Raw genomic sequence first — 13,745 nt, 5'->3', positions numbered from 1 at the left:
CTCATTTACTTAAAACAATAGTCTATCAGTTACCTTATAATCCACAATTTCTATTTGTGGAGTTTTATTTCCATTCCATTCATTAATTGAGCATTTACCAATTACATCGAGGTAAAATGTTTCACCTAAATCAAAATTCACTTCAAACTCTTCTTGTTTAACAAAGAATTTAATAAACTCTATACCATTGCCAGTAAACTTCAGTGTGTTCTTTTTCTTACCAATCAAGGTAATATCACTGGAATCCACTGCTATATCTTTGTAAGCTAATTTTGGTTCAGGTAGGGTAGAACCCCACTCATTCTTAAATTCACCTACATTGATAACTAAATCTCTATTCATTTCTTCATAAGGTATCTCAAAATCAACTTCGATGCCTGAATCAGTATTAGATACCTCGCTCTTTTGCAGAAGTTCTTCAAGTAAAGGGATATTTTCAGATTTGATTTCTACCCCAAAAGAGTTATCGTGACCTTCACAGAAATTAAAAAGCCCTGTGTTAAGCAGGTACTCACGGAAATTTGAAATACCTCCTTTGTCGTAGCCCCTAGCTGATCCCGTGAAAATCCCCTTCTCTTTCTCCCTCAACAATAAGACAGGTTTTTTATGTTCTCTAGCAAGGTTGTTAGCGACTAAGCCAGTCAAGTTCTTATCCAACACTTCTCCGACTTTCACAGTAAGGAATGAATGTTTATCTAAGTTTTTTTCTTCAATTAAGGCTGCAATCTTATCAGCACCTTTGTCCCTAGCTGTATTTTGCCTGTTCCTTAGATTACTTAAATTTCTTGCAGTAGCCACTTGGATAGATTCATAGATGTCCTTCTTTTTGTAATATACTTTCTGCTCGGATTCCAATAGTGCTTCCATTAATTGAACCTTATCCTCTTTAGAGCCAAAACGGATACCTGCATTAATTAGAGGACAAACAAAAAATCCTACATTATGTATGTTAACGATACCCTTCATTGAGAACTCTTGTTTAATAAGTATTTCTTTAAGTAAAGGGTTTTTGATACTCTGTAACCCTTTTTTTACTAAGTAGCGTGTCTCTGGTTCCCTTAGATCCATCATGTCGCCTATATTCCCTACGGCTAATAAATCTAAATAATTGTCAGCATTTTGTAACCCTAACCTATCATCGAGTGCGACACAGAATTTATAAACTATGCCTGCCCCGGACAGATTTTTATTTGGGTACAGGGGGGATAACTGATTATTGACTACAATGGCATCTTCGGACTCTTTTTCACAAATATGATGGTCTAGAACAATAACGTCAATTCCTTTTTCTTTTAATGCTTTATGTTCTTCGAATTGATTGCTACCTGAGTCAGGGATAATTACTAATCCGGTATCATCTGGCACATTTTTAACTTTGACTCCATGTTGCTTGCCAGTAGGTAATTCCCAGATTAATTCTACATTATCGAAAGTTTTGTTTATATAATTAATTAGTATTGAAGTCGAACTATAGCCATCGCAATCTGGATCGGCTTGAACAAAAACCTTACTCCCTTTGTTAATGTGCTCAATCAGTTTATCTACTGCTATGTCTATGTTGCTAAGTAATTTATAATTGTGGCAGCAAGACTCATCTAAATTCAATATCAAATTTTTATTATTAACCCCTCGACTTTTAAAAATCGAGTCGATGGGGTTAAATAAGTAATCATTATCTCCTAATATCGTATAATTCATATTATCCCTACTTTAGCTTATATTGATACTTATTGTATAACTCTTCCCATACCTTCTTACCTTTGTCAGTTGGTGAATCCTTGTCTTCCAACAAATTATCACGGTCAAATATCCCGTACTTCATTCTTCCAGTTAACTTAGATGCTTCGTTAACAATAAATTCTGCATCTTTATCCTTGTCATAAGCAAAGATAAATTTTATATCTAGCCCCAACCCTTTTAATATCTGCACTTGGTAATCTGATAGACTGTCTCCTTCTATGCTAATACTGTTTGGGTATTTCCATTGATAAAGGAACATCGTAGTCTTTCCTCCTTCAACTACAATCACCTCTTTTTTCTTCTGTATATAAGGTAATGCTCTATGTAAATTAAAAAATTCAATTGACTTGTTACATGGTAAGAGATAAAGGTATTTGTATTGATCTTCTATTTGTTTGTCTTTGCCACAATACCTGCCTTTAACTCCAATCAACTCACCATTCTTATTATGTATAGCAAATGTTATTCGGTCAGTCCTAACATCAATTCCAACTTGAAATTCCTTTTGCGTCTGCAAAGTTAACCCTTCTTCATACCATTTCTTATAAGGGATTACTTGAAATCTTTCGTATTCGGAAGGATCATAAATCCTGTTTTGGGACTTTTCTACAGGCTTTTTATTTAACTTGTTAAGCCATGAGTTATACTTAGGCACTACTTGTGCGATATCGGATGTGACTTTATAAAACTCGTCTATGTATTCTTGATAATTTAATTTCTGACATATCCAAAATTTACTCTTTGGTAAGCAATCATCTCTTTTTTCTTTGGTGTCTGCATTGTAAATTATGTAGCTTACTATGTCATAAATATCTCCATCAATTCCTTTTGAGCGAATATGACTGGAAAGTTTTTCATTGTTTTTAATCTGCACACTTCTAGGATTATCTCCCTCTGGCAAACCAGCAACATACAATTTTCCACCTTGCTCAGTACCTATACTCCAGCAGCCTAATAATTCAAGAATATCTTCGATTTTTTCCTCACCATGTATTCGTTTCTTTATTTCCTGAAACTCAGACACTTTATCACCTGCTTTTACATTCCACCGTATCTTGGCACTTTAACGAATGCAACCTCTCTAAAAGAGTTTATTTCGTAATTGACTTCATAAATGATTTGCTCCTCTTCAGACCCAAAACGGTTTTTACTTAGAAAAAGAACAAGATAAGTTTTCTTTGGATCAAGTTTGTATTCTTCAATAATCCATTCTCCGGTGAACTCGTCTTTTTTGTAATTGTACGGCTTTAGTTTAAATTTGCTTTTTTCTTCCTGATACTCGTCAGCAAACAATAACCTGCCCATCATTACCACGGCTGCTACTTCATTGATTTCCATTGATTTACCTGTTGCTTCAAGGTCAAGGTATCTTGTTTCCTTACCTAATTTCAACTGAACTGTAGCCAATGTACCAACATTATAGTTATCTTCTTTAATAAGGTCGTGAAGGTCTTGTGCTGAGTTAGAAAATGCTTCCCAACGAGCTAAATCTGTAGATGATCTATCTGGCTTAAAAGTATCGATAATTAGCTTTGAATACCCTTTTGGGCGGTATAACTCGACTCGACTCAGAATATCCTCGACCCGATACCTTTTTAATTCCAACGTTTTTACTAAGCCTTGACCATTTTCTTCAGCCCATTGTTTTGCAGCGTTTAGCTTATTAAGTGTTTCCTGATTAAAATTACCTTCTTGAAGTTTTTCGCGGTTAATTGGCTTCTTGAGTATCTTTGAGCTAATTGTAGCTAATAGTAAGGTTCTCCATTTCTCTACACTTTCTTCATTGATTCCCAATAGAGCTTTTTCTTGATTCTCAAATAGACTGAGGATGAACTTCTCCATTGCAATTGATGATTTACCTACACCAGATGATAGTACAAGGTAATACAGTGAGCCATTTTTCCATCCTTTTATCTTTCTATTCAGTCTAGGGGCATCGTGTAAAGGTGATCCCATTGACTCTCCAGAGTTAAGCTTTTCAATCGTTGTGTCAAGATTAGCGACTAAATCATGTTCTACAACATCGCCTGAATTAATTTGAGCAAATGCTTCTTTATACTTAACAGTTATAAATAGCTGCACCTGTTTGAGAGACATTTTTAAAAGCTTTTCTAAAAGTACCTTATCCTCTACATTAATTAAGGAGTCCTTCTGTAGCTTTCTTAGACTCTCATACTTTTGAATCTCACTAAAATGGTACTCGTCATTTTGACCATCCTTTTTGCAAGCATCCATCAGCTCGGAGATTGTGTCATAGCCTCCAAAATCGTTGTATGCGTCAATGTAGCTTTTTTTATTCTTCTCTTTAGGTCTGGATACTAAGAAGGCATATGTTGTCTTATCATCAAAATCTCTGATTCCATTTTCAAACATTTGTTTGCCAACTGTGAAATAAAAGTACCAAACCGCTTCTGTAAATGTTTCCTGCGTTACTTTATGTGTCTTATACTTTTGGAATAAGCTCGGATTTGCCCATAAATAGCCGACAAGCAATGATTCGTGAATATAAGACGGTTCAACAAATTCCTTAATGTACTTCATTCTCTCATCCCTCTACAAAAAATCTGATATGTCCAATTCATCTTTCTTTATTGTTTTCTTAACTTGAATTTCAACTGTCTCTTTATTAACTTTCATATCTTTATAAATCCTTTCAGTAGTATCCCTCCTCTTTTCTGCTTGTTGAACAGTGTTTATGTTGTTCACCATAGTACCAAAAATATAAGAAAACTCATTCCACTTTTCTTTAAACTGGTTTGTGCTTAAAATGAAATCAATTTTCTGCTGGATAAATTGATACGTGTCCAGCATCAATGAATATCTAACTCCTTGTTTATACTTAACTATCTTTTTACCATTCAGTTTTACAGATCCATTCCTCAAATCCTGTATCTTTTCAATCATTCTTCCGTCCAATACATCTAAGTTGTGGACTTTGAGTAAATGCTGATATAATTCATCTAATTCTGTTAGGTCTTGCTGCTTTAATTCTCTATCCTTTTTGTATGGCTCATAACAATTGGAGTGAAAGTACTTTCGAGACATCTTTTCAGAGCCATTCTTATTGAACTTCCCAGTGCCTTTTTCTTCAACTTCCATTAGTGATTTGTTACCTTTATTTTTACACCAAAAGCATTTTACTTCCTTCATGTGCTCACCTTCTTATATGACTATAGGGCAGATAATTCTACCCACCCTACAGTTTTTAATTTAATTATTTATTTACAATACCGTTGACAATATCGAGAGCTTTCTTTAAATTCTCAACATTACCCTCTTCTTGCTTATAGTTACCGACTCCAAAAGCTTCCTTAAACTTTGCAGCAGCCTCAATCTTCTGTTCCTTAGCCATCGCATTAATCACTGCTTCGACTTTAGAGAGAATTTCTTTAGGATCACTCTCAACCTTTTCTACAAACTCTTTAGCTTTTTCTTCACGTTTTTCTACTTCCTCTGTCTTAAGCTCATCAACAGTTTTTGTAGTTTTCTTTAACTGACCTTTAACTGCATCTTTGAACACTTCCATAAAGTTATCTGCACTATATAGCACCTTCTCAGGAAGCTCTGTGAAGCGCCCTCCTGCAATTCCGATGTAGTTTGAAGGTAAGAAGTACATGTTCACTTCTGTTGTATGGTGCTTAGATGCAACTTCTTTTCCACTCTTATTTGTAATATTAGCTTCAAGTTCATTTCCTTCTTTGTCCAACACCTTAACTTCGCTATGTAATGTAACGGTTAAGTCAGCTTGAGAGGCAAAAATGTCTGATCCTGTTTTACTCATTTTCAACTCGATTGAGTTGTATTTCAGACCGTCAATGGTAGTGGTCTCTTTCTCTTTAGTCCAAGCTAACCAGAAGAACCCATAACCAGCATTCTTAAGTAAGTCAATTTGCTTCCAAACTTCTTGTTTTAGAAGAACGTATCCATTTTCACCTTTGATGTTCTCAGTAACTTCTTGTAAAGATTGAAGGTTTTTACCGTACTTTTTATTCAAGTTGGACAGTATGTATTCAGAAGCCATATCCATTAACCTATCAACAGTATCAATACCGATAACCTTTGTAATACGCTCAGTTTTAGCCTCTTCAAGCAAACCTTTTACTACTTCATTCTTAAAGAATTTCCAGTCATAATCGTGCATAGGGATTACTGAGTCCAATTCCCATGTATTGTATCCCGGCTCGAAAGCAAGCAAAGTGCCTGCCTCCGGTTCATTAGGATAGTGAAGTTCCATTACTTCTTTCCATAGTCGAGTTTTACCTGACTTAAATCCACCTGCTACTAATACGTTGTAAGATTGTAAATCCACCTTAGGAACCACTTTGCGAACTTTTGATCTAAATGACATAAATTTCTCTCCTTTAATTTCTTGGAATTTGTTTCCAAGTCCGATTTAGTTTAATTGCATTAACAGTTTCTTGCCTAACACCGTATATATTCGCTATTGACTGGCATGTTTTTCCTTCTTTAAGTAACTCAATTATTTTTATTACTTCAAGAGAATTAAGTTTGCTGCCACCCATTCTAGGCGGCACTTTTGAAATCACTTTACCAGATGTTACATGAGTCCAAGTTCGTCCTTCTTTAATTGCTGATATGGCTTGTTTAGTAACATTAAAGTCTTTAGCAATTTCAGAGGTAGCTTCTCCAGTCTCTAAGCGTTCTTTTATGATCAGCACTTCGTCTTCGATTAGTTTTGCAAAGTGACATTTCTCCCCTTTTGATGCAAGAGATATTTTTTGCTTTTCTTCTTCCGTAGGCACTCTCCCTTTGTTTTTCTCAGATATAATTCGTTTTGTTTCTTCAGAATGAGATTTGCCATAGAAGGGATTCTTTTCACCTATCAATTTTTTCTTACTGTCACTTAACTTTTTTCGAGATTCGTCTGAAAACTTTCTACCTTTCATTGGACTGTCATTTGTAAGATAGTAATTTTTCAATTTCTTAGATTGGTTTTCTTTTTGTTCATCAGACCAAGTAACACCCGTCTGTCTATTTGGAACCCTACAAATATTAAATCCGTAGGGTTCATAAGTCTTGAGTAACTCTATGTAGAATGATTCTCTTTCGATAAGTTTGGAGGTATCTTCTACAAACTCTAACACTTCAAAAACAAAGCAACTTTCTCCGTACTTATTCCAAGACCTTTGCAGATGTATATTGTCATGAGTGTTACTTTTCAACTTTCTCTTATGCACCTTTAATCGCCTAGTGATATCGATGGAGGAACCTATGTAACACTTAATTTCTTTATCTTCATCTACTCTGCTTATTTTATAAATTCCAGAATCAATCGCTCCTATAAAAGCCCACCTCCTTTCTCATTTTGTTTTGTTAAATTGTTTATTCTAGAAGGGCAACTCGTCTTCTGAAATGTTTACACTTGCAAATGGATCATCGCTTACAGGTTGGTCTTCAGAAATTTCCTCTTCTGTCAGTAGCTCTCTTTTAAAAGTACCACCAATGTATGTAAGAATCTCAAGCCCTTTCTTAGTTCCAGTTGAAACCTGTTCAAATGAAGTGGTTTTTTCCCCGACATCCTCAAATGGGTTATCGTCTTCTTCTGACTCTTGAACTTCGACCATTGCAAATTCTGCACGGTTATTATCTACGCCTTCTACAACTAGGAAGTCAAAACGGTTAAGGCGAGCAAATGCGTCAGCGAATGGCTTTTTACCTTCTTCAGCTTCTTTGTAGTAAACAGTCAATTCTACGTCTTTAGGAACACTCTTTTCTTTTCCATACGACAGGTATACTGCATTTACTTTAGTGTCTTGTGTCTGTTCGTCTTGATATGTGCTCTTAATGCCAATCTGCATTTCAAAACTATTAACCTCAGTGAATTCAGGAGACTTGAAATCTCGTACATAAGGCACGTATTTCCTCTTTCCGTCATCACCGATCATTTGAATATCTCCAGTAACATTATTTCTGACAATGATCCTATCTGTCTCAGCACCTGTGTCAGAGTATTCAACTGCGCTGCGTTGACCTTCTGTTTCTCCGTCTACTTTACAAACAAAGAGTTTACCTCCTTCTGGATTCAACCATCCTACCTTAATTACGGCTACTCCTTTTTCATCTGCTTTACCAAAGCCTAATTGATAACCTTCGGTTTCTGAGTCGTATACACGGAAAGTATCATCTTTCTTTAATCCTTTAATTTCAACTTCACCATTTTTAAGTGGGTAAACTTGGTCAATAATTCTTTTTACTGACTTAAACTCTTCCCCTTCTCCGTTAGTAAACTTATCAAATTCATAGTGACCTCTTACATCAACCCACATTTCTTCTTTAACATATTTGCTAATTGCTTCTGTTTTGTCCCATTCTTGTTGAATATAGTGGTAAGTGTCATCAGGATACGCTGCTTTATTTTCACGATCAGCCCAATCTACAGGGGCAGATTTACGATGTTTTGAGCTATAGATGTATGCTACTTCTTTCTCCATTCCAGCCAATTCAACTTTTAATTCGTTTCGGTACGCTGTTTCTACGTTAAACTGCAGAACTCTTCGATCCTTATTTGTTTGAGTTGTAGTATTTTGAAACAAAGGTACATCGAACCAGTTATCTCCATCCTGTTCTTTTTTCCTAACTGGTTTAACCAGTCCTACAAAGCGAAACTCGTTACGGAATTCTTTACCTTGATGCTTCTTATTTAGTTTGATCTCGTTTCTATTCTTCAATGCCATTTATAAATTCCTCCATTATTTAAGTTTATTTTATGATACTCTATGTTTCTTCTTTTTCTTGCTAAACTTACAATCGGTAATGCCCAAAATCTTATTCAATTCTATGTATCTCTTCTTTGGAAAATCCCAGTCATCAGGACGTTCCCGGTAATTCTTATGATTTACTACCTCAACCACCTTACCGAACCTGACTGTAATATCAAGGTTTCCGTATGAGTATTTGAGTCCTTTCCATGTTAAGGTGATTCTCTCTGGAGCACTTTCCTTCACCAGCTGCACATTACGAGTTAATTTCTTTATTGCCTCGTCTGTGCTGATCATCTTATTTCCCTTAACAGTTTCCTTGTACTGTTGTAATGCCTTCTGTGTTGCTTTGAGAAGCTTCACTGTTCTCACCCCTTTCGTTATCCGATATATTTATATTAACTTATTTTGTTTTGAACGTCAACTATATTAGTTTATTTTTTATTAAATTATTTTTTCTTTAATTTTTCCGGTAAAAGTATAGTTTGAATGGAATTAATAGCTAAGAGTAAGTGAATTACGCTTAATAATGTTCAATACTCTTCCAGCTCCTTCTATATTAACTCCTACTGCAATTTCATCTATATATCCCTCATAATACTCATCATGTACTTCGAATGTATCTAATGATATTAGAGCGTATTGATAATCACTATCAGGGTTAGAAGCAAACATAAAGTGCTCCTCTTTGTCAGTGATAATTAGATCCCCCGGTTCTACAACATTTGTTTCTGAGTTTTTACTAATAAATTTCATTGCTTCCTCTCCTTTTCCTATACAATCATCATTAGACGGTGAAATTATTCTCCAGTCACGCCTTCTTCAAAACCACGTTCATAAGCCTTATTAAGTAATTTCTCAACCTCTTCAATTGATACAATATGTAATAACTCATTAAGTTCAGATTCATTTAATCCTCCCTTCTGGTCTTGCCTATGATATACAAGTCTCCCTATTTCACGAAGCATCTTATAGTTAGAGTTGCATAGCTTTTGAGTTTCTAGGATCATTTCACACCTCATCTTTCCCTTTGAAGTATGCTGCTGTATACCTCTTATCCTTGCTCCAAACTAGAACATAAGGGAACCTGTGATTTGCTTGTTCAAAGTTAGAGTACCTGAATGGATGCTTCAGTGACTCCTTTAAAGCTAACTTCTTTAAGCTTTCCATTAGATGCGGATGTTCTTCTGACCAGCTCTTATTCTCTTTCTCAACTCGCTTTTGAAACCACTCATAGTCATTACTTATAATGTTAGAAATACTAAAGCACGCTTCAATTGTATGTATTCTAGATCCTGTAATAGTTGCCTTATATGCTGGTAATACAGTAAATGCAGGAACACATTCACCATTGCTTAGGTTAAAGTATAAAACCTTCATTCATTAGCCTCCTATTCAATTTATAGGCTCTTTGAAATACGTTCTTTAATCAACTCGTTTAAGTTTGAAGCATTTGCAAAATACTCATCTTGATCAAGTTCGATAAATCCATTTAGATAAATTGTATCTACTTGAACTGAAAATTTTACTGTGACCTTTTTAGGATTTTCACCATACAACGAGAATGTTCCAGAACCGTATGCTACTTCTTGTAGGTTTTTAAATGTTACTTGCTCAATTTGGATATTCATTTTTATTCCTCCAATTATTTTTTATATCAATCTCATCCATCTACTCAAATACCACGCTCTTAATCATCGGCAGCATACTCAGTAACTCCCTAACATGCTCCTGATTAAAAAGTTCAGCTTGCTTCAATACTTCCTTATTGCTCATTAATTCATCTCTTACATTCTTCTCTACAGCTTTATAAAACTGCTTCTCTTCCTTCTCACTCATACTAAGACGAAAGAATCCTTGTGACTTATCGAATTGAATCTGATCATATGGAATCTCCAGACTGACCAGTTTCGGCTTGCCTAACTTTATGTATATAATACCTGTTTCATTATCTATGTAATTAATTTTTATTGAACTCGTTTCCAAGCCCATTTTGAAACTACCCTTGATATGTATTTCAGTATGTCGCTTACCAAACAAATTATCATCAACGTCTGTATAAGTCTGATCAATACTCTGCTGCATAGATACTATTTCTGACTTCGATTGCAACTTGCTTAGAATCATCTGTTCATTAATTATGTAGTGAGTTTCATTTAATTCTTCTTTAGGCACAATCTTCACTGGATGAACTGATTGTGAAGTGTAGCCTTTTACTGTGTTCAGTGCTATGAATAGAGTAAGAACAATTAGGAGAGCCTTAAGAAGAAATTTAAGGTATGCAAATTTCATTCGTTTTCTCCTTAGCTTATTTAGGATAAGTCATTCGTTTCAAAGTAATCTCATGCTTCCTTCTCTAATTTTCTTTAACAATGAGCCCTTCTTACTCTCTCCACACCAAGCATATGGGTATGTGTTTTTGTTTGTGTTACGAAACTCTTCCGCAGACATGCCTTTCTTTGCTGCCACAAACTCATTAAAGCTGTCTAGGTTTACACGTTTCCAACAGTATAAAGTTTCTGTAGGATGATGATCCCACTCTTGAACAATAATGTCGTAAATTTTGAAATCATTGTGAGGATGAGAACCACTTACCCATGTTTGACCGACTTTAAGTTCCATTAAGTCACCTCTTTTTAAATAATTATTTTCGATTAAAAGGTAAGTTTTATTTAGTTATTTATTTTTGAGAAAGAATCTCTTTCACAACAACAGGTAACACTTTCCCAATTTTGGACTTCACGTGCTTCAATAATGTATCAAGCTCTTCTTCAATAATATCTTCATACACTCTCGTGCCAGCATTCTTTAAGATTGCTCCCATATCCGTTACATCGTAATCAGGCTCTAAAATTTGCTCATCAACTAATTTATGTAGGATCTTGCTAACCCTTGCTTGAGTAAGATTGGTGGCTACAAATTCATCAAGCAATCCTCCAGTTGGCGATACTCGTTGTTTCTTAACTTGTTTAACCTCAGCAAATTCATCTGACACAATCTTAGTAAATTGCTGCTCACCGTTTCTGTTCATTTCAAAGTCGTAATTTTTTACTACTACACCTTCTCCAATTTTACCTAAGAATGACTTCCCAACAAATGACATAATGTGTTCTAGTGATTGGAATTCACCTTTATAGAATACTGGACAAAGATTTAAATTAAGCCTATGAGCCTCTGATTCTACAATGTCAAAGTTAGCAAACTTCTGTTCCTGAGGATCAAAAACATCGAATAGATAAAACTTATTCTCATGTTCACCGTACTCTAGTTTGTGACGGACTAACCATTCCCCAAAATAAATGACGCCTTCGATCAAATTTGCAGGATTAATCGTTTGCGTCCACTGATAGAATCCCCTTAGATTATTGTGTTCATCTAAACGATTATTTCTTGAGAACGCAATTACTTTTCCATCTTCAAGTTTGAAGCTTGAATTAGCACCATCTAGCTTTTCCATTACAACGATGTCTGCACCTTCGTAAATAGAGTTATGAGTGCCGCCTTTTCCATGTCTGATGATCTTCATGTATTTTTGCATATTCCCTCTCCTTTTCAATATATAATATGACTTATTTGATTATTTCCTATAAATATGCACTGCCTGACCGTTAGATATCTCATACAATCCATTACTCAATTGAACTAATGTACTTCCGTCTTTGAATAGTTTCACATTTGATACGTGCACATCTGAATCGAAGTAAATTGCGTCATGGAATCTTTTTGATCTAAATACCTTCATTGCTTTGGTATCGTAGAAGTGATATTCACTAAACAGTGAGTCAGTATAGCCATTTAGCTCCCCAGTTTCCAAATCCAATGTATCTTCTTTTGCGTACATATGAATAATCGGGTTTTCAATGAGTTTCATTGAATCAACTGCTTCATATGATCCCAATGTATCAATTATGTATTGTCGGCTGTTTTTATGTATCGGTATGTTAAATCCAACATTCATTTCCTTCTCCCCTTTCTATTTAAATAGATAATTTTATTTAGTAACCGATACTGAATCCCAATCAAATGATTCAAGGATCTTCAACAGCCGTTCAACCTTTGGTGCTCTCCATGCTGTCATTGCGTATGTATGTGCTTTTGGTGAATAGTGATAATGGTTCATCTCAAGATGTCTCTTTGCTTCTGCTTTGGTTAGAAACATGGTATCTTGCTTTATATACTCCTCTTCCTTTACAAAGCAACTGGAGAAGTACCCATCTTCGTTTAAATTATCCTCAACATACTCCCACAGTTCATCAAGATCCCCATTTTCATTTGACAATAAATCCTTTAACTCATCATCGTTTTCAATATCTTCTTCGTAATATTCTTCTAGGAAGTCCTTTAACTCTATAAAAGTATTAAATTCTACATGATCTCCGTCATTAAAGAAATATTGTGTTTCCCCACTGTCATAGTCTGGATTACCGGGCACAGTCCTATAATCCATTATTGACCAAAATCTAGGTGCCGCTTGCCCGTCAATCTCCTGTGTGAGTAGTTCTTGTTGTAAATCTTTTAGAAACTGAATATCCTCATTCATTTAAACACCTCTTTCTTATGCCAAATCAGCATATCCATCATATAATTCATAATCATCTTCAACCAATGCAAGATAGTAACTAGATTGTTCATCCCAGTGTCTATCGTTCCATTCCTTAACCATCTGTTCACCTAGATATTGGTTAACATTTTCTGCAATTAATTCCTCAGTAAAGTAGTCTCGGCAAAAATTGTCCTTAGTGATAATTTTCATGACTCATCCTCCTCTGCTTTATTTGAGATGTAGTATTCTCTCGCTGCATTTTTTAGTTTATCAAGATTAGCAATGAAGCTATCTAACATTTCTTTTTCATAGAAGCATTCGCCATGATCAATATCACCTGCTATTTCGTAACCTAAGTTTGTAATTTGCTTTCTTAGTTCTAGGTTTTGCTTAGTTTGTGCGTCCATAGTTCCCTCCTTGTTCTGAATGAAATATACCCTTCATTAATTATTTATGTTCTTGCCATTCAGCCCAATAATCAAAATCAAATCCATTTGATTTTGGCGATCCAATTTCTTTTGTAAGCTTGTGATCTATTGCTACATTTGCTCTTTTGATTTCTTTTTCTGTTTCAAATTCATCATCCGATTCAACAATACTTACGAAGGATTCCTTAATGTTTACTCCATCAGCCATCTTACTTTCTTTAACTGATTCGTAAACTTTCTCAGCCTCTTCTAAAGTGCTATAGGCTTCAATCAAGCCATCCCAATCATCACGAACACCATAAACTTTATTCACTA

The 13,745-nt window shown here is 35.1% G+C and carries 20 protein-coding genes; all 20 read right to left on the bottom strand.

From position 1 onward, the window contains the following. Positions 1-9: 9 nt before the first annotated feature. The 20 genes from Q9R36_RS08095 to Q9R36_RS08000 all read right to left on the bottom strand — a co-directional run bounded on the left by Q9R36_RS08095 (position 10) and on the right by Q9R36_RS08000 (position 13,743). Positions 10-1,698: a DHH family phosphoesterase gene (locus tag Q9R36_RS08095; RefSeq protein WP_311224881.1), complete on the bottom strand. Its 1,689-nt coding sequence runs from the start codon at positions 1,696-1,698 to the stop codon at positions 10-12. Between the two features lie 7 nt (positions 1,699-1,705). Next, the gene (locus tag Q9R36_RS08090) at positions 1,706-2,764 is read right to left on the bottom strand and encodes a DNA primase (protein ID WP_311224880.1); all 1,059 of its coding nucleotides are present in this window, start codon (positions 2,762-2,764) and stop codon (positions 1,706-1,708) included. Positions 2,765-2,778: 14 nt separating this feature from the next. Beyond that, a complete protein-coding gene (locus Q9R36_RS08085; protein WP_311224879.1) occupies positions 2,779-4,281 on the bottom strand; it encodes a DnaB-like helicase C-terminal domain-containing protein in 1,503 nt (500 codons plus the stop codon). A 12-nt stretch (positions 4,282-4,293) separates the two neighbouring features. Continuing rightward, positions 4,294-4,890, bottom strand: a complete 597-nt coding sequence (locus Q9R36_RS08080) for a hypothetical protein (protein WP_311224878.1) — start codon at positions 4,888-4,890, stop codon at positions 4,294-4,296. Positions 4,891-4,954: 64 nt separating this feature from the next. Further along, the gene (locus tag Q9R36_RS08075) at positions 4,955-6,088 is read right to left on the bottom strand and encodes an AAA family ATPase (protein ID WP_311224877.1); all 1,134 of its coding nucleotides are present in this window, start codon (positions 6,086-6,088) and stop codon (positions 4,955-4,957) included. Positions 6,089-6,101: 13 nt separating this feature from the next. After that, a complete protein-coding gene (locus Q9R36_RS08070; RefSeq protein WP_311224938.1) occupies positions 6,102-7,022 on the bottom strand; it encodes an NUMOD3 domain-containing DNA-binding protein in 921 nt (306 codons plus the stop codon). A 66-nt stretch (positions 7,023-7,088) separates the two neighbouring features. Continuing rightward, entirely contained in the window at positions 7,089-8,435 is a 1,347-nt protein-coding gene (locus tag Q9R36_RS08065) for a hypothetical protein (protein ID WP_311224876.1), read from the bottom strand. A gap of 30 nt (positions 8,436-8,465) precedes the next feature. After that, positions 8,466-8,822, bottom strand: a complete 357-nt coding sequence (locus Q9R36_RS08060; protein WP_311224875.1) for a hypothetical protein — start codon at positions 8,820-8,822, stop codon at positions 8,466-8,468. 132 nt (positions 8,823-8,954) lie between these two features. Continuing rightward, positions 8,955-9,215 (bottom strand): hypothetical protein, encoded by a 261-nt coding sequence (locus tag Q9R36_RS08055; RefSeq protein WP_311224874.1) that lies wholly within the window; start codon positions 9,213-9,215, stop codon positions 8,955-8,957. Positions 9,216-9,259: 44 nt separating this feature from the next. Then, positions 9,260-9,469: a hypothetical protein gene (locus Q9R36_RS08050; protein ID WP_311224873.1), complete on the bottom strand. Its 210-nt coding sequence runs from the start codon at positions 9,467-9,469 to the stop codon at positions 9,260-9,262. A 1-nt stretch (position 9,470) separates the two neighbouring features. Further along, positions 9,471-9,839: a hypothetical protein gene (locus tag Q9R36_RS08045; RefSeq protein ID WP_311224872.1), complete on the bottom strand. Its 369-nt coding sequence runs from the start codon at positions 9,837-9,839 to the stop codon at positions 9,471-9,473. 20 nt (positions 9,840-9,859) lie between these two features. Then, positions 9,860-10,090 carry a hypothetical protein gene (locus Q9R36_RS08040; RefSeq protein WP_311224871.1) on the bottom strand — a complete coding sequence of 77 codons (231 nt, stop codon included), beginning with the start codon at positions 10,088-10,090 and terminating at the stop codon, positions 9,860-9,862. A 40-nt stretch (positions 10,091-10,130) separates the two neighbouring features. Next, a complete protein-coding gene (locus tag Q9R36_RS08035; protein ID WP_311224870.1) occupies positions 10,131-10,751 on the bottom strand; it encodes a DUF4230 domain-containing protein in 621 nt (206 codons plus the stop codon). 39 nt (positions 10,752-10,790) lie between these two features. Further along, a complete protein-coding gene (locus tag Q9R36_RS08030) occupies positions 10,791-11,081 on the bottom strand; it encodes a hypothetical protein (protein WP_311224869.1) in 291 nt (96 codons plus the stop codon). A gap of 58 nt (positions 11,082-11,139) precedes the next feature. After that, positions 11,140-11,997 (bottom strand): RNA ligase family protein, encoded by an 858-nt coding sequence (locus tag Q9R36_RS08025; RefSeq protein WP_311224868.1) that lies wholly within the window; start codon positions 11,995-11,997, stop codon positions 11,140-11,142. A 39-nt stretch (positions 11,998-12,036) separates the two neighbouring features. After that, complete coding sequence (locus Q9R36_RS08020) at positions 12,037-12,417, bottom strand: hypothetical protein (protein ID WP_311224867.1); 381 nt, start codon at positions 12,415-12,417, stop codon at positions 12,037-12,039. 33 nt (positions 12,418-12,450) lie between these two features. Then, the gene (locus Q9R36_RS08015; RefSeq protein WP_129612417.1) at positions 12,451-12,999 is read right to left on the bottom strand and encodes a hypothetical protein; all 549 of its coding nucleotides are present in this window, start codon (positions 12,997-12,999) and stop codon (positions 12,451-12,453) included. Between the two features lie 15 nt (positions 13,000-13,014). Then, positions 13,015-13,212, bottom strand: coding sequence for a hypothetical protein (locus tag Q9R36_RS08010; RefSeq protein WP_129612418.1), 198 nt, complete (start codon positions 13,210-13,212; stop codon positions 13,015-13,017). Further along, positions 13,209-13,409: a hypothetical protein gene (locus tag Q9R36_RS08005; protein ID WP_129612419.1), complete on the bottom strand. Its 201-nt coding sequence runs from the start codon at positions 13,407-13,409 to the stop codon at positions 13,209-13,211. The genes Q9R36_RS08010 and Q9R36_RS08005 overlap by 4 nt, the downstream gene beginning before the upstream one ends. Before the next feature lie 40 nt (positions 13,410-13,449). After that, entirely contained in the window at positions 13,450-13,743 is a 294-nt protein-coding gene (locus Q9R36_RS08000) for a hypothetical protein (protein WP_311224866.1), read from the bottom strand. Between the last annotated feature and the right edge of the window lie 2 nt (positions 13,744-13,745).

Source organism: Bacillus sp. AG4(2022), assembly GCF_031844465.1.
In the GTDB taxonomy this organism is placed as follows: domain Bacteria; phylum Bacillota; class Bacilli; order Bacillales; family Cytobacillaceae; genus Bacillus_AB; species Bacillus_AB infantis.
The sequence above is the reverse complement of the archived record's forward strand: the minus strand, read 5'-3'. Positions and strand labels throughout refer to the sequence as shown.

Bases quoted from the DNA above. Each gene is read 5' to 3' on its own strand.
- Q9R36_RS08010 (WP_129612418.1), bottom strand. From the start codon at position 13,212: ATGAAAATTATCACTAAGGACAATTTTTGCCGAGACTACTTTACTGAG.
- Q9R36_RS08020 (WP_311224867.1), bottom strand. From the start codon at position 12,417: ATGAATGTTGGATTTAACATACCGATACATAAAAACAGCCGACAATAC.
- Q9R36_RS08005 (WP_129612419.1), bottom strand. From the start codon at position 13,409: ATGGACGCACAAACTAAGCAAAACCTAGAACTAAGAAAGCAAATTACA.
- Q9R36_RS08015 (WP_129612417.1), bottom strand. From the start codon at position 12,999: ATGAATGAGGATATTCAGTTTCTAAAAGATTTACAACAAGAACTACTC.
- Q9R36_RS08055 (WP_311224874.1), bottom strand. From the start codon at position 9,215: ATGAAATTTATTAGTAAAAACTCAGAAACAAATGTTGTAGAACCGGGG.
- Q9R36_RS08040 (WP_311224871.1), bottom strand. From the start codon at position 10,090: ATGAATATCCAAATTGAGCAAGTAACATTTAAAAACCTACAAGAAGTA.
- Q9R36_RS08035 (WP_311224870.1), bottom strand. From the start codon at position 10,751: ATGAAATTTGCATACCTTAAATTTCTTCTTAAGGCTCTCCTAATTGTT.
- Q9R36_RS08085 (WP_311224879.1), bottom strand. From the start codon at position 4,281: ATGAAGTACATTAAGGAATTTGTTGAACCGTCTTATATTCACGAATCA.
- Q9R36_RS08030 (WP_311224869.1), bottom strand. From the start codon at position 11,081: ATGGAACTTAAAGTCGGTCAAACATGGGTAAGTGGTTCTCATCCTCAC.
- Q9R36_RS08095 (WP_311224881.1), bottom strand. From the start codon at position 1,698: ATGAATTATACGATATTAGGAGATAATGATTACTTATTTAACCCCATC.
- Q9R36_RS08045 (WP_311224872.1), bottom strand. From the start codon at position 9,839: ATGAAGGTTTTATACTTTAACCTAAGCAATGGTGAATGTGTTCCTGCA.
- Q9R36_RS08080 (WP_311224878.1), bottom strand. From the start codon at position 4,890: ATGAAGGAAGTAAAATGCTTTTGGTGTAAAAATAAAGGTAACAAATCA.
- Q9R36_RS08050 (WP_311224873.1), bottom strand. From the start codon at position 9,469: ATGATCCTAGAAACTCAAAAGCTATGCAACTCTAACTATAAGATGCTT.
- Q9R36_RS08075 (WP_311224877.1), bottom strand. From the start codon at position 6,088: ATGTCATTTAGATCAAAAGTTCGCAAAGTGGTTCCTAAGGTGGATTTA.
- Q9R36_RS08025 (WP_311224868.1), bottom strand. From the start codon at position 11,997: ATGCAAAAATACATGAAGATCATCAGACATGGAAAAGGCGGCACTCAT.
- Q9R36_RS08065 (WP_311224876.1), bottom strand. From the start codon at position 8,435: ATGGCATTGAAGAATAGAAACGAGATCAAACTAAATAAGAAGCATCAA.